The following is a 21,211-nucleotide window of genomic DNA, read 5'->3' on the forward strand; positions in this document are numbered from 1 at the left end:
GCGTCCTCACTCCGTGTACGTCTTATTCGGGGCTCGCGTCGAGCGCGTGCCCCACCAGCGCGAGCAGGGTCTCGACGACCGAGATCCGGCGCCTGGCGTCCATGATCATGACAGGTATGTGTGGGGGCACCGTGAGGGCGTCGCGCACATCGTCGGCGTCGAACCGCTCGCTGCCGTCGAAGTGGTTGACCGCGACGACGTACGGCAGTCCGCAGCTCTCGAAGTAGTCGAGCGCCGGGAAGCAGTCCTTGAGGCGGCGGGTGTCGGCGAGGACCACGGCGCCGATCGCGCCGCGCACCAGGTCGTCCCACATGAACCAGAACCGCTGCTGGCCCGGCGTCCCGAAGAGGTACAGGACCAGGTCGTCGTCGAGTGTGATGCGGCCGAAGTCCATGGCCACGGTCGTGGTCACCTTGTCCGGGGTGCCGGTGAGGTCGTCCGTCTCCTCGCTGGCCTGGGTCATCAGCGCCTCCGTCTGGAGGGGCGTGATCTCGGAGACCGCGGTCACCAGCGTGGTCTTGCCCACGCCGAAGCCGCCCGCCACCACGATCTTCGTCGCGATCGGGGCGCGGGTGCGGTCGGTCTGCCAGGCCTGGAGGTTCTCGTCGGACTCGGGCAGCGGCACCGGGGCCAGAGGCATCGGAGCCGAGGCGGGGGAGGCCGTTCTCGGCGCACCCTCAGAGACGACGGAGTCCATTCAGCACCCTTTCCAGCAGAGCGCGGTCCGGCTGTCCCGGGCCGTGACCTGTTCCGTACACACGGATCTTTCCCTGGTCCGCCAGGTCGCTCAGGAGGACGCGGACCACGCCCAGCGGCATCCTGAGGAGGGCGGCGATCTCGGCCACCGTACGCATCCGGCGGCAGAGTTCGACGATGGCCTGCATCTCGGGCATCACCCGGGTCGCGAGGGAGCCGTTGGTCAGCTCCTTGCGCTCCTCGGGGGCCTCGATCGCCGCCACGAACGTCTCGACCAGCAGCACGTGCCCGAAACGGGTACGGCCGCCGGTGAGCGAGTACGGGCGCACTCGGGCCGGTTTGCGGTCCCCGCCGCGTATGGGGAGCTTGGGCGCGGAGGAAGAACTCACTGGGCACTCCCCGTCGGCTTGGCTTCGAGTGACTGGCGTAGCTCGCTGCGGAGTTCGGGCGTCAGGACGTGCCCGGCGCGGCCGACGAACAGCGCCATGTGGTACGCCACCACGCTCATGTCGCAGTCCGGGGCGCCGTGCACCCCGAGCAGCGAGCCGTCGCTGATCGACATGACGAAGAGGCTGCCCTCGTCCATCGCGACCATCGTCTGTTTCACCCCGCCCGCGTCCATCAGCTTGGCGGCGCCGATGGTGAGGCTGCCGATGCCGGAGACGATGGTGGCGAGGTCCGCGGAGGATCCCTTGGGGCCGGTGGGGCGCGCCTCCGCCCCGGTGCGGGCCTCCGCGTTCCTCCCGGGGTCGGAGGAGAGCAGCAGCAGACCGTCGGAGGAGACGACCGCGACCGACTGGAGGCCCGGCACCTCCTCGACGAGGTTCGTCAGCAGCCAGTGCAGATTGCGGGCTTCACTGCTCAGGCCGAAGGTACTGGGCGCGGTCAACTGCTTGCCTCCTCGACTGTGCCCCCCGATGCGTCTACTGCGTCCTGCTGTCGCACCGCGTCCTGCGCTTGGTCCTGCGCGGTGTTCCGTGCGGTGTGGTGCGGGGTGGGCGTCTGGGCCGTCTGTTCGGCGATCTCGGCCTCCACGTCGCGGCGGCCCTCCGTCGCGCCCCGGTGGAAGCCGCCGAGCCTGCGCCGCAGCGCCTCGGCGTCCACACCACCGACGCGCGGCCGGGGAACCGGTGCGGGCGCCGAGATCTTCGGCGTCCGCTTGGGCAGTCCCTTGTCGGTGACCCGCTCCGTCTCCTCGTCCGACACCCGTTCGTGGGAGTCGGGGCCTATGGCGTAGGGGTCGGGAGTGGCGGAGGGCACCGCGGGCTGGTGGGCCGGGGCCACCGGCTCGTCCGGCGGGACCAGCGGTGCCAGCAGCTCCATGGTGGTCTCGGAGGGCGTCGGCTCGGGGACGTAGGCCACCTCCTCCGCGGCGGCGTCCGCTCGTACGGCCTCCTCCGCGGCGGCGATCAGCGGGTCCTCGTCACCGACGGGAGCGGTGGGAACGGCCGGGCTCGCCTGGCCCCGTGCCGTGAGGGCCGAACGGCCGCGCAGCACGTTCGAGTTGGCCTCCGCGTCGGCGCCCGGGAGGACGACCGAGGGGGCGGCTCCGGCGACCGGGGAGGCCGAGGGGACCGTGCCGGCGGGGGCGGTCGCGAACAGCGTCTTGGGGAGGACGACCACGGCCGCGGTGCCGCCCTGCTTCTGCTCCCGCAGCTGTACGCGGACGCCGTGCCGGTGGGCGAGCCGGGCCACCACGTACAGGCCGAGTCCGAGTCCCTCGCCGCTCTCCTGGTCGTAGGCGTCCTCCGGGTCGAACTCGGAGAGGCGGGCGTTGAGCTGGGCCATCCGGTCGGCGGCCATGCCGATGCCCTCGTCCTGCACGGAGAGCATCACCTCGCCGTTCTCCAGCAGCCAGCCGGAGACCTCGACGGGCAGGTCGGGTGGCGAGAACGAGGAGGCGTTCTCCAGGAGTTCGGCCACCAGGTGCGAGAGGTCGTCCGCGGCGAACCCGGCGAGGTGCGCATGCGGCGGCAGCACGGCGATACGGACGCGCTCGTACCGCTCGATCTCGCTGACCGCGGCCCGTACGACGTCGACCAGCGGGACGGGGCCCGCGTGGTGCTGGACGTGCTCGTGGCCGGCGAGGACGAGCAGGTTCTCGCTGTGGCGCCGCATGACGGTCGCGAAGTGGTCCAGCTTGAAGAGCGTGCCCAGGCGGTCCGGGTCCTGCTCGCGCTCCTCCAGTCCCTCGATGACCCCGAGCTGCCGCTCGACCAGGCCGAGGGTGCGCAGCGCGAGGTTGACGAAGGTGCCGTGGATGGTGCCGCGCACCTGCTCCAGGTGGGCCGCGGCGTCGGCGAGTTCCGCGCGCAGCCTGTCGCGCTCGTCGGCCATCAGCTGGCGCTGCCCGATGAGGTGCTTGCGGTCCGCTTCGAGGGTGGTCAGCCGTTCGTGGAGCGCGGCGGCGTGCGCGTGCAGCGCGTTGACGGACCGGACCACCTGGGCGAACTCGTCGTTGCGGCCGGTGAACTTCACCGGCTCCTGCGCTCCCGGGTCGGCGGCGAGGCGGGCCGAGCCCCGGCGCAGTACGGACAGCGGGCGGGTGAGCGTACGGGCCATGGCCATCGAGACGCCTACCGCGACCAGCAGCAGGGTGCCGATGAGGGCGATCCGGATCTCCAGCGCGGTGACGTCGTCGTCCCGCAGCCGCTCCAGGTCCTTGGTGCGGTGGTCGTAGAACGAGGCCTCGGCGCCGCGCATCAGCTCGACGCGGGCGGAGAGCGCCGCGTCCACCTTGTTCGTGCTGGAGTCCAGCTCGGAGTCGGAGAGCGTCGGCTGGTCGGTGAGCTCGGTGAGGTACTTGTCCGCGGTCGTGACGTCGGGTCCGGTGACCGTGGAGTCGTACGAGGCCTTGGCGTCCTTGGGGGCCGTCTCGCGGAAGTCCGCGAGGGCCGCGTCCGAGCGGAGCCGGGCCTGCTGGGCGGCGGCGCTGAGCGCGTCGCGCTGCTTGGTGTCGGCGGGGGACGAGCCGCTGATGGTGGACGCCAGGCCGGTGACGGGGTTGACGACCGTCTGGGTGGTGCGCGGGATGTCGAGGGCCGCGAGGAGCAGTCCGCGGGCGGCGGCGGACTGCTGGACCGCGGAGTCCAGCTCGGCGAGGGCGTGGGCGCCGGAGCCCGCGCGGGTCGGCAGCTGCTCGGCCAGGTCCTCGGCGAGGGCGTGGAGTTCGGTGATGACGTCGGAGTACGCCTCGTGCGCTTCGAGAGCGGTGCTCTTGCCGGTGAGCGCCGCTCTGCGGGCGGTGCCGATGCCGTCCAGGTCCTTCAGGAGGACGGCGGGCGCGTCCTCGTCCGCCCGCACCTCGTCGACCTGCCGGTCGACCCGGGCGCTGCGCTGCTCGGAGGGCGCCTTGGACTTCGACCGGCCCGCGGCGATGTACGAGGTGACCTCGTCGCGCTCGTCGGCCAGCGCGTGGGCGAGCGTCAGCGCCTGCTGGGTCCGCCCGGCGAGCGTCACCAGGTTCTGGGAGTCGTTCAGCTGCTCGGAGGCCGCGAGGACCGTGGGGGCTCCGGCGCCGGCGATGGCGGCCGCGACGACCGCGACGGCGACGATCAGCCGATTGCGCACGTGAGCGGAGCGGCCCTTGCCCGCAGGGGTCTGCCCCGCGGCACCCGGCGTGCGCTCCGCGCCCCCTTCGGAGGCCGACTGCCCGGCTCCGGAAGCCGCCTGCTTACCTGTGCGCCGAGACCGCATCTTCTGCACCGGTGCTCGCATTCCTGACTCGTGTACCCCAAGGGCCCGGGTGACGTTCCGTCAACTGGGCGTCCGCCCTCCCCAAGCTCTCGACTTCGCTCGAGCAGGGGGTGTCCCATCGGCTCCCGACCCTCCCAGTGCCGGTGGGCAGTGGTCCCGCATCGTCCGGCCCGCCACCCGAAGGAGTGAACCCCGGACGGGAGTTGGCGGGCAAGTTCCTCTGGCGCGTGCGGCCCCCTTGCGCGGCGGGCCGGTTGGACGTCCGCGGCGCGCTTTGGCAGTATTCGCCGCCACGCCTTGCCGGAGTCGATCATTCCATGCCAAACCCGGCGGCTGAGCTGCTGGTCCGCACCGGTCATGCGACCGTTGCCAGCCTTTCGTGTCCCTTGTGAAGGGCTCGTGCAGACTGGCTGGATGCGTACCGAACTCGTATCCGAGCCGGGTGACCCGACCCGCCCCAATGAGGACTTCGCGTCGGTCGGCCTTCCGGCGTCAGGACAAGGAGGATCACTGGTCGTCCTCGACGGCGTGACTCCCCCGCCGGGCGACGACGGCTGTCTGCATTCCGTCCACTGGTTCTCCGCACGCCTCGGCGGGGCCCTGACCGAACTGTCCGTTTCCCGCCGGGATCTGACCTTGCCGGAGATCCTTTCCCGGTCCATCCGGCGCACGTCCGAGGCCCACTCCGGCACCTGTGACCTTTCTCACCCGCGCACGCCCCAGGCAACCGTGGTCCTCGCCCGCTGGTCGGCCGACCTCGTCGAGTACCTGGTCCTCTCGGACTCGGCCCTTTTGCTGGAGTCCCCCGCGGGCGAGGTGACACCGGTCCTGGACGACCGCCTCGCCCGTGTCCCCCGCGCCTCTCTCGCCTCGGACGCGATCGCCGACGCGACCGTCCGCAACAAGGAGGGGGGCTTCTTCACGGCCGCCGCCGATCCGTCGGTCGCGGCCCGGGCGGTGACGGGGACCGTGTCCCGGGCCGAGGTCCGTGCCCTGGCCGCCCTGACGGACGGCGCGACCCGATGGGTGGAGAAGTTCGGGGAGGGCGACTGGGGCGGTCTGTTCACCGTCGTCCGCAAGGAGGGCGCCCAGTCCCTCGTGGACCGCGTACGGACGCTGGAACGGGCCGACGCCGAGGCACGGGTACGGCTGAGGCGGAGCAAGACGCACGACGACGCGACGGTGGTCTTCGTGGAGTGGTGAGTCCTCGTGGAGTGGTGAGTGGGGCGGATCGGAGTGTTACTTCTCCATGACCCGGTTCAGCTGGTGGAGCAACCGGGCCAGTTCGGCGACCTCGTGCGGGTCCCAGCCCGCGAGTTCACGGACGTACCGTGCCCGGCGCGCCTCCCGCACCGTACGGAACCGGTGCCGGCCCTCGTCCGTGAGACGGACGAGCCAGGCACGCCCGTCGACGGGGTCGGGCTCACGGGCGACCAGACCGAGCTCCTCCAGGGCATGGAGCTGACGGGACATCGTGGCCTTGCCCACGCCGATGTACGCGGCCAGCTCGGTGGCGCGCTGGCGGCCGCACTCGTCGAGGCGGAAGAGGAGCCCGTACGCGGAGGACTCCAGGTCGGGGTGGACCTCGCGGGCCATCTCGCCGGAACTGGCCCGGGCGCGCCGCAGCAGCAGGGTCAGCTCCCGCTCCAGCGCGGGGAATTCCTGGTCCACGCCCGCCTCCTCCTACTTCTCCATGCCGAGGTTCAGCTGGTGCAGCAGCCGCGCCAGCTCCGCGACCTCGCGAGGATCCCAGTGGGCGAGCTCGTTCACGTACCGGGCGCGCCGCGCCTCACGCACCTGGCCGACCCGGCCGCGGCCCCCCTCGGTGAGGTGGACGAGCCAGGCACGGCCGTCGGCGGGGTCGGGCTCACGGGCGACGAGGCCGAGCTCCTCCAGGGCGCGCAGCTGGCGGGACATGGTGGCCTTGCCCACGCCGATGTAGGCGGCGAGCTCCGTCGCACGCTGGCGACCGCACTCGTCGAGGCGTACGAGGAGTCCGTACGCGGCGGACTCCAGGTCCGGATGGACCTCGCGGGCCATCTCGCCCTGGTTGGCGCGGGCACGGCGCAGGAACACGGTCAACTCGCGCTCCAGGGAGAGGAACTCCGGGTCCGGGCCGCCGTGCGCGGCGGGCTGGTCCACACCCCGGCCCGACCCGTCGAGGCCGGCCGGACGCCGGCCTCCGTTCCTGTCCTCGCGCACGTCTGCCCCTCACCCGGTTTCCCGACTCTGAAAGTTTCCGCCAAAGGTGGCCATAGCCACAGCTCCGTCAGTATTTCTCAGGCGTAGACCAACGGCAGCCCACGGCCCCTCTTCCCAGCGCGTTCTCCCCGTGCGTAGCTTCGTGAACAGGCACCCAGTGGCATGCCCACGCCGCCAGGTCGACGAGGACCTGACCCCCACTCACGGCGCGCATGCCCGCACCACACACGGCACGCATGTCCGCACCATTCCCCCCACCTGGCTCCATCGAGCCCTTCGGAGGCACGTCATGCCCGTGCACAGATCCGGAACGCCCCACCGCCTGCGCCTGCTCGCGCTGGGAACCCTGCTCGCCGCCTTCTCCCTCTTCTCCGCCTTCTCCGCCCCACCCTCCTCCGCCGCCGACACACCCTCCCGGGGCTCCGCCCGCATGGGCATCGGCGTCCTCGCGCACGACGGCCAGGCCGGCACACCCAACACCGGTGACGCCACCCAGACAGAAGGCGTCGACGTCAGCGGCCACCAGGGCAACGTCGCCTGGTCGACCCTGTGGAGCAGCGGGGTCAAGTGGGCCTACACCAAGGCCACCGAGGGGACGTACTACACGAACCCCTACTTCGCCCAGCAGTACAACGGCTCGTACAACGTCGGCATGATCCGCGGCGCGTACCACTTCGCGACCCCCGACACGACGAGCGGCGCCACCCAGGCCAACTACTTCGTGGACCACGGCGGCGGCTGGTCCGGCGACGGCAGGACACTGCCGGGCACGCTCGACATCGAGTGGAACCCGTATGGGGCCGCCTGCTACGGCAAGACGCAGAGCGCGATGGTCAGCTGGATCAGCAGCTTCCTGGCCCAGTACAAGGCGCGCACCGGCCGGGACGCCGTGATCTACACGGCCACCAGCTGGTGGAGCGACTGCACCGGCAACTACGGCGGCTTCGCCTCCGCCAACCCGCTGTGGATCGCGCGGTATGCGTCCGATCCGGGGACGCTGCCTTCCGGGTGGTCGTATTACACCATTTGGCAGTACACGTCGTCCGGGCCGACGGTCGGTGACCACGACAAGTTCAACGGCGGGCTGGACCGGGTGCGGGCACTGGCCAACGGATGACGGGTGACGGGTGACGGATGGCGGCTGGCATCTGACGGCTGACAGATTTCAGATTTCAGACTTGAGATTTCAGACGACCAATGTCGGCCGACAGCCGACACAAACGGCTGACACAAACAGCTGACGGCACGGCGAAGGCCCGGGCCTCCCTCACGGGACCCGGGCCTTCCCTTCCGGCAGCGTCCGTCACGCCGCTACCGGAACCTCCGGCGTCGCGCCGTTCGTCGCCGGCGACAGCGCCAGTTCCAGGACCTGGCGGACGTCCGTGACGGCGTGGACGTCCAGCTTCTCCAGCACCTCGGCCGGGACGTCGTCCAGGTCGGCCTCGTTGCGCTTCGGGATGATGACCGTGGTGACACCCGCCCGGTGCGCGGCGAGCAGCTTCTGCTTCACCCCGCCGATGGGCAGGACACGGCCGGTCAGGGAGACCTCACCCGTCATCGCCACGTCCGTGCGGACCAGTCGGCCGGACAGGAGCGAGGCCAGCGCCGTCGTCATGGTGACGCCCGCGCTCGGACCGTCCTTGGGGACCGCGCCCGCCGGGAAGTGGATGTGCACGCCCCGGTCCTTCAGGTCGCCGACCGGCAGTTCCAGCTCGGCACCGTGCGAGCGGAGGAACGAGAGCGCGATCTGCGCCGACTCCTTCATCACGTCACCCAGCTGACCGGTCAGGGTCAGACCGGCCGCGCCCGTCTCCGGGTCGGCCAGCGACGCCTCCACGAAGAGAACGTCACCGCCCGCGCCCGTCACGGCCAGACCGGTGGCGACACCGGGCACCGCGGTACGGCGCTCGGCCGGGTCCTGGGCGGACTCGGGCACGTGGTGCGGCCGTCCGATGAGCCCGCGCAGATCGGCGTCGGTCACCGTGAAGGGCAGCTCCCGCTCGCCGAGTTCGTGCTGCGCCGCGACCTTGCGGAGCAGGCGTGCGACGGCCCGCTCCAGGTTGCGTACGCCCGCTTCCCGGGTGTACTCCCCGGCGAGCTTGCGCAGCGCGCTCTCGTCGAGCGCGACCTCCTCCTTCTCCAGACCGGCCCGCTCCAGCTGACGCGGCAGCAGGTGGTCACGGGCGATGACGACCTTCTCGTCCTCGGTGTACCCGTCGAGCCTGACCAGCTCCATACGGTCGAGCAGCGCCTCCGGGATGGCCTCGAGCACGTTGGCCGTCGCCAGGAACACCACGTCGCTGAGGTCGAGCTCGACCTCCAGGTAGTGGTCCCGGAAGGTGTGGTTCTGCGCGGGGTCGAGGACTTCGAGCAGCGCCGCGGCGGGGTCGCCGCGGAAGTCGGAGCCGACCTTGTCGATCTCGTCCAGCAGGACCACCGGGTTCATGGACCCGGCCTCCTTGATGGCGCGGACGATACGGCCGGGCAGCGCGCCGACGTACGTACGCCGGTGGCCGCGGATCTCGGCCTCGTCCCGTACGCCACCGAGCGCGACCCGGACGAACTTGCGGCCCATGGCGTGCGCGACGGACTCGCCGAGCGAGGTCTTGCCGACACCGGGCGGACCGACGAGCGCGAGCACGGCACCGCCGCGCCGCCCGCCGACGACGCCGAGACCACGCTCGGAACGCCGCTTGCGCACGGCCAGGTACTCGGTGATGCGCTCCTTCACGTCCTCCAGACCGGCGTGCTCGGCGTCCAGGATGCCCTTGGCGCCCTGGATGTCGTACTCGTCCTGGGTGCGCTCGTTCCACGGCAGTTCCAGGACGGTGTCGAGCCAGGTCCGGATCCAGCCGCCCTCGGGCGACTGGTCGCTGGACCGCTCCAGCTTGTCGACTTCCTTGAGCGCGGCCTCGCGGACGTTCTCGGGGAGGTCCGCGGCCTCGACGCGGGTCCGGTAGTCGTCGGACTCCTCGCCCTCCTTGGCGTCGCCGTTCAGCTCGCGCAGCTCCTTGCGGACGGCTTCGAGCTGGCGCCGCAGCAGGAACTCGCGCTGCTGCTTGTCGACGCCTTCCTGGACGTCCTTCGCGATGGACTCGGCGACATCCTGCTCGGCGAGGTGCTCACGCAGCTGCTCGGTGGCGAGCTTCAGCCGGGCGACCGGGTCGGCGGTCTCCAGCAGCGTGACCTTCTGCTCGGTGCTCAGGAACGGGGAGTAGCCAGAATTGTCGGCAAGGGTGGACACATCGTCGATGGCCTGTACGCGGTCCACGACCTGCCAGGCGCCGCGCTTGCGCAGCCAGCTGGTGGCGAGGGCCTTGTACTCCTTGACCAGTTCGGCGACGTGGCCGGGCAGCGGGTCGGGCACGGTCTCGTCGACCCGGGTGCCCTCGACCCACAGGGCGGCACCAGGACCGGTCGTCCCGGCGCCGATCTTCACGCGCCCACGGCCGCGGATCAGCGCGCCCGGGTCGCCGTCGGCCAGTCGGCCGACCTGCTCGACGGTGCCGAGCACGCCCGTGCTCGGGTACGCCCCGTCGATGCGTGGCACCAGCAGCACCTTCGGCTTGCCGGGCTCCGACCGCGCGGCTGCCTGGGCGGCCTCCACCGCGGCGCGTACATCGGCGTCGTTCAGGTCCAGCGGAACCACCATCCCGGGCAGCACGACCTCATCATCGAGCGGCAACACGGGCAGGGTGAGCGGTGTGGACGTCGAAGCCATTATCTCTCCCTAGGCAGTCAAGTTGAGCTATGCCGACTCAATGCACGTGAGCCCCGGATTGTTCCCCGGGGCCTGTTCGCTGTGAGCGATCGCTCTCCACGGAGACGTCAGTGCAGGTCAGCGGGGTATCCGCCACGCTTCTCTCTTGGCCGGCGCCGCTCCGCCGTACCTCCGCGGCGAACGCCTGTGGTGCGGTCAACGCCGTCGGCCCGCCGTCCCTTCCCGTGTCACACCGCAGGCTCATCCACAGGCTGTGGAACCACGCACGGGGAAACGGGGCACGACGTGGACGAGGGGCAGCAACAGGGGCGGGGTCGACTCGCCGCCGGGTGGTCGCGGGTGCCGCGGCGGCGGCCGTGGCGGCGCTCGGGGCGGTGGCGGTGCGGGCGGCCCGACATCCTAGGTCGTCGTCACCGACGCCCGGCCCAAGGAGACGGAGTGGGCGACGCCCGAGACCGTGACCGGCTCGGCGGGCACGGTGTGACCTTCGAGCGGGCGCACGTCAACGCGCCCTCAGGCTCCACGGGACGAGTGCGGAACAGAAGCGCCGCCCAGGCGTCCCGGAGCCGGCCCGACGGCTGACGGCGGCCCGGACCACCTGACCTGACCCGACCGAACTGGATTGGACCGAACTGGACTGGACTGGTCCGGCCCGGCCCGGACCCGCCCCTACCGCCCGGGATGCCAGGCGGCGACGGTGCCGGGCGTCTGAGCGGTGTGTACGGCGGCGGGGGCGGCAGGGCCGGAGACCGCCTGCGTACGGGCGCGGCGCCAGCCCCGGACCAGCGGCCAGGTCGACACCCCGATCGCCAGGGACATCACATGCCCCCAGTCCGTCATCGGGTCGGCGAATTCGAGCAGGTCCCCGACGACCATCGAGCCGAAGACGACCAGCAGCGGCCAGCGCAGCCAGGGCCGCAGCAGCCCGGCGAGCGCGCCGATGCTCGTGGCGACGCCGAAGCTGATGCCGTAGTCGAGGCGGTGCAGGGAGCTGTCGGGAAGGTCTCCCACCAGCACGGAAAGGCCGACAGGCACCTCGGTGGCCAGGGTGGCCAGGACGTGCCCGAGCAGGAAGACTCCGGCGGCCCGCAGGCCGCCTATCCGCCGCTCCAGCGCGGTCAGCACCAGCACGAACCCGATGGCGTACGGCGAAGTGATCCCGCCCGCCATCCACAGCGCGCTGGCCAGCAGCACCAGCACCGGTTCGCGTACGAGGTGCGCGACATCGGTGCTGGACCCCTGCTGCAAGGCGTGGACGAGGGAGGGGTCCGCGTGGTCGGTGACCATCGCGGTGACGGCGAGCACGGCCGCGTAGCCGAGGGTGAACGGCGTTCCGGTGGGGGTGGGCAGCAGCCGCCAGGCGCGGAGCGACCGGAGCCGGGCGAGGGCCCGGGAGACGGGTGGAGCGGGAGGAGCAAGTGCAGGAGATGTCGTCGCCGGGCGGGGGGCGGGCGGCACGGCCGTGGCGCCGCGTTGCCGCGGCACTCCGTCCAGGAGAAGCGTGCCCGTCTGTGGGTCCTTGAGCGCGGCATCGGCCGAGGAGGCCGTCGGGGCCGTGGTCGTCGCCACTGCCGTCTCCGTCGCGGTCGTGCTCCGGTCCAAGGTGAGGGGCTCCTTCCGTCCCGCTCCACCCTTGGGGGCTCGCGCCGCCGCTGTCTATGACCGACGCCACGTGGGAGGCGATTCATAGCAACCTGATAAGCGCATTCGGCGTCCGCGGTCGCCGTGTCCGCACACGCGTCGGCTCCTCGCTCGTCATGGCCCTCAGCCTGGCGCTGCTCGCCGCCGCGCAGTCCTTCGGGATGTACGTCGTCGCCGTGATCGTCTTCGGCCTCGGCGAGGGCCTCTACCTCTCCGTCGACCTGGCGCTCGCCGCCGCGGTGCTGCCCGATCCCGACGAGTCGGCCAAGGACATGGGCGTCCTCAACATCGGCAACGCCCTGCCCCAGTCCCTCGTCCCGATCGCCGCCCCCGCGCTCCTGGCGATCGGCGGGGGCGGCAACTACGCGGCGCTGTTCCTCTTCGGCGCGATCGCCGCCGTACTGGGCGCACTCGCCGTCCAGTTCGTCCGCTCCGTCAAGTAGCCCCCTCCAAACGGCCCCCTTCTTCAAGAAGCCCGTCACACAGCCGCCTCGAGCAAGAAGGAAACAAGGAAACCGGGATGCCCCCAGGGAAGACCACCGCCACGTGCCGCGATCCGCACCGCCCCGTCGACGAGCGCGTCGAGGACCTGCTCTCCCGCATGACGTGAGAGGAGAAGGCGGGTCAGCTGTTCCACTCCATGCTCTCCATGAACATGCTCTCCATGAACGCGGACGGCACCTTCGCCACCGACGGGCCCTTCGTGCACGCCCCCACCCCCGAGCTGATCGAGGGCAGGGCACTGACCCACTTCAACCTCATCGGCCAGTACGGCGTGCGCGAGACGGCCCAGCGGGTCAACCGGGTCCAGGAGCTGGCCGCGAGCACCCGTCTGGGCATCCCGGTCACCCTCTCCACCGACCCGCGCCACGCGTTCACCGACAACCCGGGCGCCTCCTTCAACTCCGGCGCCTTCTCGGCCTGGCCCGAGCCCCTGGGCCTGGCCGCGATCGGCGACCCGGCGCTGGTGGTGCGCTTCGGGGACACGGTCCGCCGCGAGTACCTGGCGGTGGGCTTCCGGGGCGCGCTGCACCCACAGATCGACCTGGCCACCGAACCGCGCTGGTCGCGCCAGAGCGGCACGTTCGGATCCAGCGCGGAGCTGACGAGCGAGCTGGTACGGGCGTACGTACGCGGTCTCCAGGGGGCGCGGCTCGGACCGGACTCCGTCGCCGCCATGGTCAAGCACTTCCCCGGCGGCGGACCGCAGAAGGACGGCGAGGACCCGCACTTCGCGCACGGCAAGGAGAGAGAGATCTATCCGGGCGGCATGCGTGAGTACCACCTCCAGCCCTTCAAGGCGGCCGTCGAGGCGGGCTGTTCCCAGGTGATGCCGTACTACGGGCAGCCGATCGGCACCGACTGGGAGGAGGTCGGCTTCGGCTTCAACCGCGATGTCCTCACCGGCCTCCTGCGCGAACGCCTCGGCTTCGACGGCATCGTCTGCACCGACTGGGGCCTGCTCACCGACGCGCCCGTGCTCGGCGAGCTGTTCCCCGCGCGGGCCTGGGGCGCCGAGTACCTGACCGTCGCCGAACGCGCGGCGAAGGCGCTGGACGCGGGCAGCGACCAGTTCGGCGGCGAGCAGTGCCCCGAGGTGATCGTGGAACTGGTCCGTTCGGGCCGCGTCACGGAGGAACGCGTCGACGAATCCGTACGTCGACTCCTGCGCGAGAAATTCACACCCGGCCTCTTCGAGAACCGCTACGTGGACCCCGACCGGGCGGAGGAGACCGTCGGGGCGGGCGAGTTCACCGCGCTCGGCGACGCCGCCCAGCGCCGCTCGCTGACCGTCCTGACCAACCACGGACTGCTGCCCCTCGAGGGCCGCCCGAACCTGTACGTGCGGGGAATCTCCGAGCAAGTGGCCGCCGCGTACGGCAATGTCGTCCCCGATCCCGTCGACGCGGACCTCGCGGTACTGCGCCTGCGCACGCCCCACGAGGAGCGCCCCGGGCTCTTCGAGTCCTTCTTCCACTCGAGGTCGCTGGCCTTCCCGGCGGACGAGCTCAAGGAGATCCTGCGGCTGCTGGACGCGGTGCCCACGCTGGTGTGCGTCAACCTCGAACGGCCCGCCGTCCTCCCCGAGATCGCCGCGAAGGCGGCCGCGCTGGTCGCCGACTACGGCGCGAGCGACACGGCACTCCTGGACGTAGCCTTCGGACGGGCGCGGGCCCAGGGACGACTGCCGTTCGAACTGCCGCGCTCCATGGCGGCGGTCGAGGCGTCACGGCCGGACGTCCCCGACGACACCGAAGACCCCGTGTTCCCTTACGGGCACGGACTGAACCTCTGACCCCCTGAGGATTAATTCGGCTGCCCATCCTGGTGAAAGTGCCAGGATGGGAGCCATGACTGCCTCGTACGACAACCCTGTGGTCATCGATCGCCGGGAAGGCACCCACGGCGAGGTCGTGTTGCGGCGCCACGGCGCGCTGCTGCAGATCATCGCCAACGGGTGCTTCCTGATGGACACCTCCGACGGCCGCTCGGAACGGCTGCTCGTCGACGCCGCGCTGGACGCCCTGGACGGGCGGGCGGAGCCCGAGGTGCTGATCGGGGGGCTCGGTGTCGGGTTCTCGCTGGCACACGCCGCCGCCGACCCGCGCTGGGGGCACATCACCGTCGTCGAACGCGAAGGGGCCATCATCGACTGGCACCGTGACGGACCGCTGGCGGAACTCTCCGCGGCGGCGCTCGCCGACCCCCGGACCGAGATCGTGAGATCCGATCTGCTCGCTCACGTCAATGAGACTTCCGACACGTACGACGCGCTGTGCCTCGACATCGACAACGGGCCCGACTGGACCGTCACCGAGGACAACACCGGGCTGTACGGACCGGCCGGACTGGCAAGCTGCGCAAGGGTGTTGAAGCCGGGCGGGGTGCTCGCCGTTTGGTCGGCGAAGCCCTCTCCGGAATTTGAAGGATCGCTGCGGAATGCCGGATTCCACCAGGTGCGTACCGAAGAGATCCCCGTTGCCCGGGGCGTTCCGGACGTCGTCCATCTCGCGGTCGGGCCTGGATAGCCGAGCGAAGGTGACTGCCCGTACCCTGCTTCCCTGGCGCAGATCATTCAAGCGTCAAGCGCAGTCATGGGATCACCCCACGGATTCCGGAAAGCACACCTCAGGGGCGGGCGATGGAGCAGACACACACCTCGCACAACGGCACGGCGGCCACGCCAGGCGCTCAGCGCCGGGTGCTGGTGGTCGAGGACGACCCGACGATCGTCGACGCCATCGCGGCCCGCCTGCGAGCCGAGGGATTCCTCGTGCAAACCGCGGGCGACGGACCGGCCGCCGTCGACACAGCAGAGGCCTGGCAGCCCGACCTGCTGATCCTCGACATCATGCTGCCCGGCTTCGACGGCCTGGAGGTCTGCCGGCGCGTGCAGGCCCAGCGCCCGGTGCCGGTGCTGATGCTCACCGCGCGCGACGACGAGACCGACATGCTGGTCGGGCTCGGCGTCGGCGCCGACGACTACATGACCAAGCCGTTCTCGATGCGCGAGCTGGCCGCGCGCGTGCACGTCCTGCTGCGCCGGGTCGAGCGGGCCGTGGTGGCCGCCTCGACGCCGCGCAGCGGGATCCTGCGCCTCGGCGAGCTGGAGATCGACCACGCGCAGCGCCGGGTACGGGTGCGCTCGGAGGACGTGCACCTCACGCCCACCGAATTCGACCTCCTGGTATGCCTCGCCAACACTCCGCGCGCGGTACTCTCCCGCGAGCAGTTGCTGGCCGAGGTCTGGGACTGGGCGGACGCCTCGGGCACTCGGACCGTGGACAGCCACATCAAGGCGCTGCGCCGGAAGATCGGTGCCGAGCGGATCCGCACCGTCCACGGCGTGGGCTACGCCTTGGAGACCCCGACTCCCTGAGCCGGGTCTCCGCAGGGACCAGGAACCTCATGTAGGGGGCTGATGTCATGAGCGGGCTCGGTGAATCGGGCAGAACCACGGGCGTCGTGAGCGGTCCCGGTGAGCCGGGCCGCGACGAGGGGTTCTGGGGCTCCGTACGCCCGTTCTCGATCAAGACCAAGCTGGGCGCTCTCGTCGTCATCTCCGTGCTCATCACCACGGGTCTGTCGATGATCGCGGTGCACACCAAGACGGAGCTCCGCTTCATCACGGTCTTCTCGATGATCGCCACACTGCTGATAACGCAGTTCGTGGCCCATTCGCTCACCGCGCCGCTGGACGAGATGAACACGGTCGCCCGCTCCATCTCGCACGGCGACTACACCCGCCGGGTGCGTGACGACCGGCGGGACGAGCTGGGCGACCTGGCCCAGACGATCAACCTCATGGCCGACGAACTGGAGGCCCAGGACCGCCAGCGCAAGGAACTCGTGGCGAATGTCTCGCACGAGCTGCGCACCCCCATCGCGGGCCTGCGCGCGGTCCTGGAGAACGTCGTGGACGGTGTCTCCGCCGCCGACCCCGAGACGATGCGTACGGCCCTGAAGCAGACGGAGCGGCTGGGCCGGCTGGTCGAGACGCTGTTGGACCTTTCCAGGCTGGACAACGGGGTCGTACCCCTGCGCAGGCGCCGTTTCGAGGTGTGGCCGTACCTGTCCGGCGTGCTCAAGGAGGCCAACATGGTCGCCTCCGCGCGCGCGGGCATCGCCTCGGGCTCCGGCAGTCACACCCGCACCGACGTCCATCTGCACCTCGACGTGTCCCCGCCGGAGCTGACCGCCCACGCGGACCCGGAGCGGATCCACCAGGTCGTGGCGAACCTCATCGACAACGCGGTCAAGCACAGCCCGCCGCACGGCCGGGTGACGGTCAAGGCGCGGCGCGGCGACTACCCGGAGTCACTTGCCCTGGAGGTCCTGGACGAGGGCCCCGGCATTCCGCAGTCGGAGTGGCACCGGGTCTTCGAACGCTTCAACCGCGGCGGGGTGCCCTCGCCGCACGGCCCGGGCAGCGACGGCGGTACGGGCCTCGGGCTCGCCATCGCCCGTTGGGCGGTCGATCTGCACGGCGGCCGGATCGGCGTGGCCGAATCCCAGCGGGGTTGCCGGATTCAGGTCATCCTTCCAGGGCATCCTTCTCTGCCAAGTTGACGTAAAGTTCGAACCGGAGCCACAAGATCCATCATCGTCCCGTGCTCGTGGACACGTGTGATCAGGCACAGGGCCGTGTGAGTCGTACCGCGACCCTGGATCGGCGTACCCATTCCGGACCGAAACCCCGCTTGTTTCCCGCCATTTCCTTCCCCGAAACACGCTTTCCGATGTGACTTACACGACGTTGGACCGGCCCGGCCTGACCTTCTCGGCCATGGGGGCGTAGCCTTAATTCCCGCTGTCCATCACCTTGTGAAGCGGAAGAGGGCGGTTGCCGCCGTGTCGCCACAGTCCCCCAGTAACTCGAGCATCTCGACCGATGACCAAGCCGCCGGGAAGAACCCCGCGGCCGCGTTCGGTGCGAACGAATGGCTCGTCGACGAGATCTATCAGCAGTACCTCCAGGACCCGAATTCGGTAGACCGAGCCTGGTGGGACTTCTTCGCCGACTACAAGCCGGGGGCTCCTGCCGCCTCGGCTTCGGCGGGTACTGCGGCCGCGGGGGCCGCAGGTACCACCACCCCGTCAGCGACGCCTCAGGCCGCGCCTGCCGCTCCGGCAGCCCCGGCCGCGCCCGCGGCACCCGCAGCCCCGGCTCAGGCCGCTCCTGCGCCCGTCCAGGCCGCCGCTCCCGTGGCCGCTCCGGCGCCGCCGAAGCCCGCTGCCGCCGCCCCGGCCCCCGTGAAGGCCGCTCCGGCCGCCGCGAAGCCGAAGGCCGAGCCCGCGACCGAGGGCCCCGAGGGTCCCGAGTACGTGACGCTGCGTGGTCCCGCCGGTGCCGTCGCGAAGAACATGAACGCCTCCCTGGAGCTGCCCACGGCCACGTCCGTGCGCGCGGTCCCGGTGAAGCTGCTCTTCGACAACCGCATCGTCATCAACAACCACCTGAAGCGCGCCCGGGGCGGGAAGATCTCCTTCACCCACCTCATCGGCTACGCGATGGTGCAGGCCATCAAGGCCATGCCGTCGATGAACTGGCACTACGCGGAGAAGGACGGGAAGCCCACCCTCGTCAAGCCCGCGCATGTCAACTTCGGCCTCGCCATCGACCTGGTGAAGCCGAACGGCGACCGCCAGCTCGTCGTCGCCGGCATCAAGAAGGCCGAGACGCTGAACTTCTTCGAGTTCTGGCAGGCCTACGAGGACATCGTCCGCCGCGCCCGCGACGGCAAGCTGACGATGGACGACTTCACCGGTGTCACGGTCTCCCTGACCAACCCCGGCGGCCTCGGCACCGTCCACTCCGTCCCGCGTCTGATGCCCGGCCAGTCGGTCATCATGGGCGTCGGCTCCATGGACTACCCGGCGGAGTTCCAGGGCACCTCCCAGGACACCCTGAACAAGCTCGGCATCTCGAAGGTCATGACGCTCACGTCGACCTACGACCACCGGGTGATCCAGGGCGCCGCCTCCGGCGAGTTCCTCAGGGTCGTCGCGAACCTCCTCCTCGGCGAGAACGGCTTCTTCGACGAGATCTTCGAGGCCCTGCGCATCCCCTACGAGCCGGTCCGCTGGCTCAAGGACATCGACGCGAGCCACGACGACGACGTCACGAAGGCCGCCCGCGTCTTCGAGCTGATCCACTCCTACCGGGTCCGCGGTCACGTCATGGCCGACACCGACCCGCTGGAGTACCGCCAGCGCAAGCACCCCGACCTCGACATCACCGAGCACGGCCTCACCCTGTGGGACCTGGAGCGCGAGTTCGCGGTCGGCGGCTTCTCCGGCAAGTCGATGATGAAGCTGCGCGACATCCTCGGCGTGCTGCGCGACTCGTACTGCCGCACCACCGGCATCGAGTTCATGCACATCCAGGACCCGAAGCAGCGCAAGTGGATCCAGGACCGCGTCGAGCGCCCGCACTCCAAGCCGGAGCGCGAGGAGCAGCTGCGCATCCTGCGCCGCCTGAACGCGGCGGAGGCCTTCGAGACCTTCCTGCAGACGAAGTACGTCGGCCAGAAGCGCTTCTCCCTGGAGGGCGGCGAGTCCGTCATCCCGCTCCTCGACGCCGTCATCGACAGCGCCGCGGAGTCCCGCCTGGACGAGGTCGTCATCGGCATGGCCCACCGCGGCCGCCTGAACGTCCTCGCCAACATCGTCGGCAAGTCGTACGCGCAGATCTTCCGCGAGTTCGAGGGCAACCTCGACCCGAAGTCGATGCACGGCTCCGGCGACGTGAAGTACCACCTGGGCGCCCAGGGCACCTTCACCGGCCTCGACGGCGAGCAGATCAAGGTCTCGCTGGCCGCGAACCCCTCCCACCTGGAGACGGTCGACCCGGTCATCGAGGGCATCGCCCGCGCCAAGCAGGACATCATCAACAAGGGCGGCACGGACTTCACCGTCCTGCCGGTCGCCCTGCACGGTGACGCGGCCTTCGCCGGCCAGGGTGTGGTCGCCGAGACGCTGAACATGTCGCAGCTGCGTGGCTACCGCACCGGCGGCACGGTCCACATCGTCATCAACAACCAGGTCGGCTTCACCGCCGCCCCGGAGTCCTCGCGCTCCTCCATGTACGCCACCGACGTGGCCCGCATGATCGAGGCGCCGATCTTCCACGTGAACGGCGACGACCCCGAGGCCGTCGTCCGCGTCGCTCGCCTGGCCTTCGAGTTCCGCCAGGCGTTCAACAAGGACGTCGTGATCGACCTCATCTGCTACCGCCGTCGCGGGCACAACGAGTCGGACAACCCGGCGTTCACGCAGCCGCTGATGTACGACCTGATCGACAAGAAGCGCTCGGTGCGCAAGCTCTACACCGAGTCCCTGATCGGCCGCGGCGACATCACCCTCGAAGAGGCCGAGCAGGCGCTGCAGGACTTCCAGGGCCAGCTGGAGAAGGTCTTCACCGAGGTCCGCGAGGCCGTCTCGCAGGGGGCCGAGGTGCAGATCTCGGACCCGCAGGCGCAGTTCCCGGTGGCCGTGCAGACCGCGGTCTCCCAGGAGGTCGTCAAGCGGATCGCCGAGTCCCAGGTCAACATTCCCGACAACGTCACCGTCCACCCGCGTCTGCTGCCGCAGCTGCAGCGCCGGGCGGCGATGATCGAGGACGGCACGATCGACTGGGGCATGGGCGAGACCCTCGCCATCGGCTCGCTCCTCCTGGAGGGCACCCCGGTCCGGCTGTCGGGCCAGGACTCCCGCCGTGGCACCTTCGGCCAGCGCCACGCGGTCCTGATCGACCGGGTCACGGGCGAGGACTTCACCCCGCTCCAGTACCTCTCCGACGACCAGGCCCGCTACAACGTCTACGACTCCCTGCTCTCCGAGTACGCGGTCATGGGCTTCGAGTACGGCTACTCGCTGGCCCGCCCGGACGCCCTCGTGATGTGGGAGGCGCAGTTCGGCGACTTCGTCAACGGCGCGCAGACGGTCGTCGACGAGTACATCTCGGCCGCGGAGCAGAAGTGGGGCCAGACGTCCGGCGTCACCCTCCTCCTCCCCCACGGCCACGAGGGCCAGGGCCCGGACCACTCCTCGGCCCGCATCGAGCGCTTCCTCCAGCTGTGCGCGCAGAACAACATGACGGTCGCCCAGCCGACGCTCCCGTCGAACTACTTCCACCTCCTGCGGTGGCAGGTGCACAACCCGCACCACAAGCCGCTGGTCGTCTTCACCCCGAAGTCGATGCTGCGCCTCAAGGCCGCCGCGTCGAAGACGGAGGAGTTCACCACGGGCGCCTTCCGCCCCGTCATCGGCGACGACTCGGTCGACGCCGCAGCGGTCCGCAAGGTCGTCTTCTGCGCCGGCAAGCTGTACTACGACCTCGAGGCCGAGCGGCAGAAGCGCGGCGTCACGGACACGGCGATCATCCGCATCGAGCGCCTGTACCCGCTCGCGGGTGCCGAGCTCCAGGCGGAGATCGCCAAGTACCCGAACGCCGAGAAGTACCTGTGGGCCCAGGAGGAGCCGGCGAACCAGGGCGCGTGGCCCTTCATCGCCCTCAACCTGATCGACCACCTGGACCTGGCCGTCGGCGCCGACATCCCGGGCGCCGAGCGGCTGCGCCGCATCTCCCGCCCGGCCGGCTCTTCTCCGGCCGTGGGCTCGGCGAAGCGGCACCAGGCCGAGCAGGAGCAGCTGGTGCGTGAGGTGTTCGAGGCGTAACCCTCGACCCGCTCAAGTCCGGTGAAGGGCCCGGCCTCCGAGAACACCGGAGGCCGGGCCCTTCCCTGTACCACC

At 70.6% G+C, this 21,211-nt stretch carries 16 protein-coding genes; 8 read left to right on the top strand and 8 right to left on the bottom strand.

Annotation, left to right across the window (positions count from 1 at the left end; translation table 11 throughout):
• Positions 1 to 22: 22 nt before the first annotated feature.
• From ACZ7M3_RS05710 to ACZ7M3_RS05725, 4 genes are read right to left on the bottom strand one after another with little or no spacing between them, the layout of a single operon-like run.
• Positions 23 to 697, bottom strand: coding sequence for a GTP-binding protein (locus ACZ7M3_RS05710; protein ID WP_079174117.1), 675 nt, complete (start codon positions 695 to 697; stop codon positions 23 to 25).
• Complete coding sequence (locus ACZ7M3_RS05715; protein WP_261688515.1) at positions 678 to 1,085, bottom strand: DUF742 domain-containing protein; 408 nt, start codon at positions 1,083 to 1,085, stop codon at positions 678 to 680. The genes ACZ7M3_RS05710 and ACZ7M3_RS05715 overlap by 20 nt, the downstream gene beginning before the upstream one ends.
• Positions 1,082 to 1,585: a roadblock/LC7 domain-containing protein gene (locus ACZ7M3_RS05720; RefSeq protein ID WP_054236699.1), complete on the bottom strand. Its 504-nt coding sequence runs from the start codon at positions 1,583 to 1,585 to the stop codon at positions 1,082 to 1,084. Before ACZ7M3_RS05720 ends, ACZ7M3_RS05715 begins: the two co-directional genes overlap by 4 nt.
• Entirely contained in the window at positions 1,582 to 4,413 is a 2,832-nt protein-coding gene (locus ACZ7M3_RS05725) for a sensor histidine kinase (protein WP_472061120.1), read from the bottom strand. The genes ACZ7M3_RS05720 and ACZ7M3_RS05725 overlap by 4 nt, the downstream gene beginning before the upstream one ends.
• A 393-nt stretch (positions 4,414 to 4,806) precedes the next feature.
• Here ACZ7M3_RS05725 and ACZ7M3_RS05730 point away from each other — a divergent pair, with 393 nt between their 5' ends.
• Complete coding sequence (locus ACZ7M3_RS05730; RefSeq protein WP_472061122.1) at positions 4,807 to 5,595, top strand: protein phosphatase 2C domain-containing protein; 789 nt, start codon at positions 4,807 to 4,809, stop codon at positions 5,593 to 5,595.
• 36 nt (positions 5,596 to 5,631) lie between these two features.
• Here the strand turns inward: ACZ7M3_RS05730 and ACZ7M3_RS05735 are convergent, their stop codons facing one another.
• Positions 5,632 to 6,063: a MarR family winged helix-turn-helix transcriptional regulator gene (locus ACZ7M3_RS05735; protein ID WP_095852635.1), complete on the bottom strand. Its 432-nt coding sequence runs from the start codon at positions 6,061 to 6,063 to the stop codon at positions 5,632 to 5,634.
• Between the two features lie 12 nt (positions 6,064 to 6,075).
• The gene (locus ACZ7M3_RS05740; RefSeq protein ID WP_472061124.1) at positions 6,076 to 6,594 is read right to left on the bottom strand and encodes a MarR family winged helix-turn-helix transcriptional regulator; all 519 of its coding nucleotides are present in this window, start codon (positions 6,592 to 6,594) and stop codon (positions 6,076 to 6,078) included.
• 289 nt (positions 6,595 to 6,883) lie between these two features.
• Here ACZ7M3_RS05740 and ACZ7M3_RS05745 point away from each other — a divergent pair, with 289 nt between their 5' ends.
• Positions 6,884 to 7,711: a lysozyme gene (locus ACZ7M3_RS05745; protein ID WP_472061126.1), complete on the top strand. Its 828-nt coding sequence runs from the start codon at positions 6,884 to 6,886 to the stop codon at positions 7,709 to 7,711.
• A gap of 186 nt (positions 7,712 to 7,897) precedes the next feature.
• Here ACZ7M3_RS05745 and lon read toward each other — a convergent pair whose 3' ends face one another.
• A complete protein-coding gene (gene lon, locus ACZ7M3_RS05750) occupies positions 7,898 to 10,315 on the bottom strand; it encodes an endopeptidase La (RefSeq protein WP_393012451.1) in 2,418 nt (805 codons plus the stop codon).
• 669 nt (positions 10,316 to 10,984) lie between these two features.
• Positions 10,985 to 11,917 carry a rhomboid-like protein gene (locus tag ACZ7M3_RS05755; RefSeq protein WP_472061128.1) on the bottom strand — a complete coding sequence of 311 codons (933 nt, stop codon included), beginning with the start codon at positions 11,915 to 11,917 and terminating at the stop codon, positions 10,985 to 10,987.
• 155 nt (positions 11,918 to 12,072) lie between these two features.
• Here ACZ7M3_RS05755 and ACZ7M3_RS05760 point away from each other — a divergent pair, with 155 nt between their 5' ends.
• The 6 genes from ACZ7M3_RS05760 (at position 12,073) to ACZ7M3_RS05785 (ending at position 21,136) form a co-directional block, all read left to right on the top strand.
• A complete protein-coding gene (locus ACZ7M3_RS05760; RefSeq protein ID WP_472061129.1) occupies positions 12,073 to 12,399 on the top strand; it encodes an MFS transporter in 327 nt (108 codons plus the stop codon).
• A 197-nt stretch (positions 12,400 to 12,596) separates the two neighbouring features.
• On the top strand, positions 12,597 to 14,252 hold the full coding sequence (locus ACZ7M3_RS05765; RefSeq protein WP_472061131.1) for a glycoside hydrolase family 3 protein: 1,656 nt from the start codon (positions 12,597 to 12,599) through the stop codon (positions 14,250 to 14,252).
• Between the two features lie 55 nt (positions 14,253 to 14,307).
• Positions 14,308 to 14,985 (top strand): spermine/spermidine synthase domain-containing protein, encoded by a 678-nt coding sequence (locus ACZ7M3_RS05770; protein ID WP_472061133.1) that lies wholly within the window; start codon positions 14,308 to 14,310, stop codon positions 14,983 to 14,985.
• A gap of 113 nt (positions 14,986 to 15,098) precedes the next feature.
• Positions 15,099 to 15,836: a response regulator transcription factor gene (locus ACZ7M3_RS05775; RefSeq protein ID WP_054236710.1), complete on the top strand. Its 738-nt coding sequence runs from the start codon at positions 15,099 to 15,101 to the stop codon at positions 15,834 to 15,836.
• A 47-nt stretch (positions 15,837 to 15,883) separates the two neighbouring features.
• Positions 15,884 to 17,026 carry a HAMP domain-containing sensor histidine kinase gene (locus ACZ7M3_RS05780; protein WP_472061135.1) on the top strand — a complete coding sequence of 381 codons (1,143 nt, stop codon included), beginning with the start codon at positions 15,884 to 15,886 and terminating at the stop codon, positions 17,024 to 17,026.
• Between the two features lie 282 nt (positions 17,027 to 17,308).
• Entirely contained in the window at positions 17,309 to 21,136 is a 3,828-nt protein-coding gene (locus tag ACZ7M3_RS05785) for a multifunctional oxoglutarate decarboxylase/oxoglutarate dehydrogenase thiamine pyrophosphate-binding subunit/dihydrolipoyllysine-residue succinyltransferase subunit (RefSeq protein WP_472061137.1), read from the top strand.
• The last annotated feature ends 75 nt before the right edge of the window (positions 21,137 to 21,211 follow it).

It is taken from the genome of Streptomyces sp. NPDC111656 (assembly GCF_055656965.1).

Bases quoted from the DNA above. Each gene is read 5' to 3' on its own strand.
- ACZ7M3_RS05775 (WP_054236710.1), top strand. From the start codon at position 15,099: ATGGAGCAGACACACACCTCGCACAACGGCACGGCGGCCACGCCAGGC.
- lon (WP_393012451.1), bottom strand. From the start codon at position 10,315: ATGGCTTCGACGTCCACACCGCTCACCCTGCCCGTGTTGCCGCTCGAT.
- ACZ7M3_RS05780 (WP_472061135.1), top strand. From the start codon at position 15,884: ATGAGCGGGCTCGGTGAATCGGGCAGAACCACGGGCGTCGTGAGCGGT.
- ACZ7M3_RS05725 (WP_472061120.1), bottom strand. From the start codon at position 4,413: ATGCGAGCACCGGTGCAGAAGATGCGGTCTCGGCGCACAGGTAAGCAG.
- ACZ7M3_RS05760 (WP_472061129.1), top strand. From the start codon at position 12,073: ATGGCCCTCAGCCTGGCGCTGCTCGCCGCCGCGCAGTCCTTCGGGATG.
- ACZ7M3_RS05770 (WP_472061133.1), top strand. From the start codon at position 14,308: ATGACTGCCTCGTACGACAACCCTGTGGTCATCGATCGCCGGGAAGGC.
- ACZ7M3_RS05710 (WP_079174117.1), bottom strand. From the start codon at position 697: ATGGACTCCGTCGTCTCTGAGGGTGCGCCGAGAACGGCCTCCCCCGCC.
- ACZ7M3_RS05745 (WP_472061126.1), top strand. From the start codon at position 6,884: ATGCCCGTGCACAGATCCGGAACGCCCCACCGCCTGCGCCTGCTCGCG.
- ACZ7M3_RS05765 (WP_472061131.1), top strand. From the start codon at position 12,597: ATGCTCTCCATGAACATGCTCTCCATGAACGCGGACGGCACCTTCGCC.
- ACZ7M3_RS05730 (WP_472061122.1), top strand. From the start codon at position 4,807: ATGCGTACCGAACTCGTATCCGAGCCGGGTGACCCGACCCGCCCCAAT.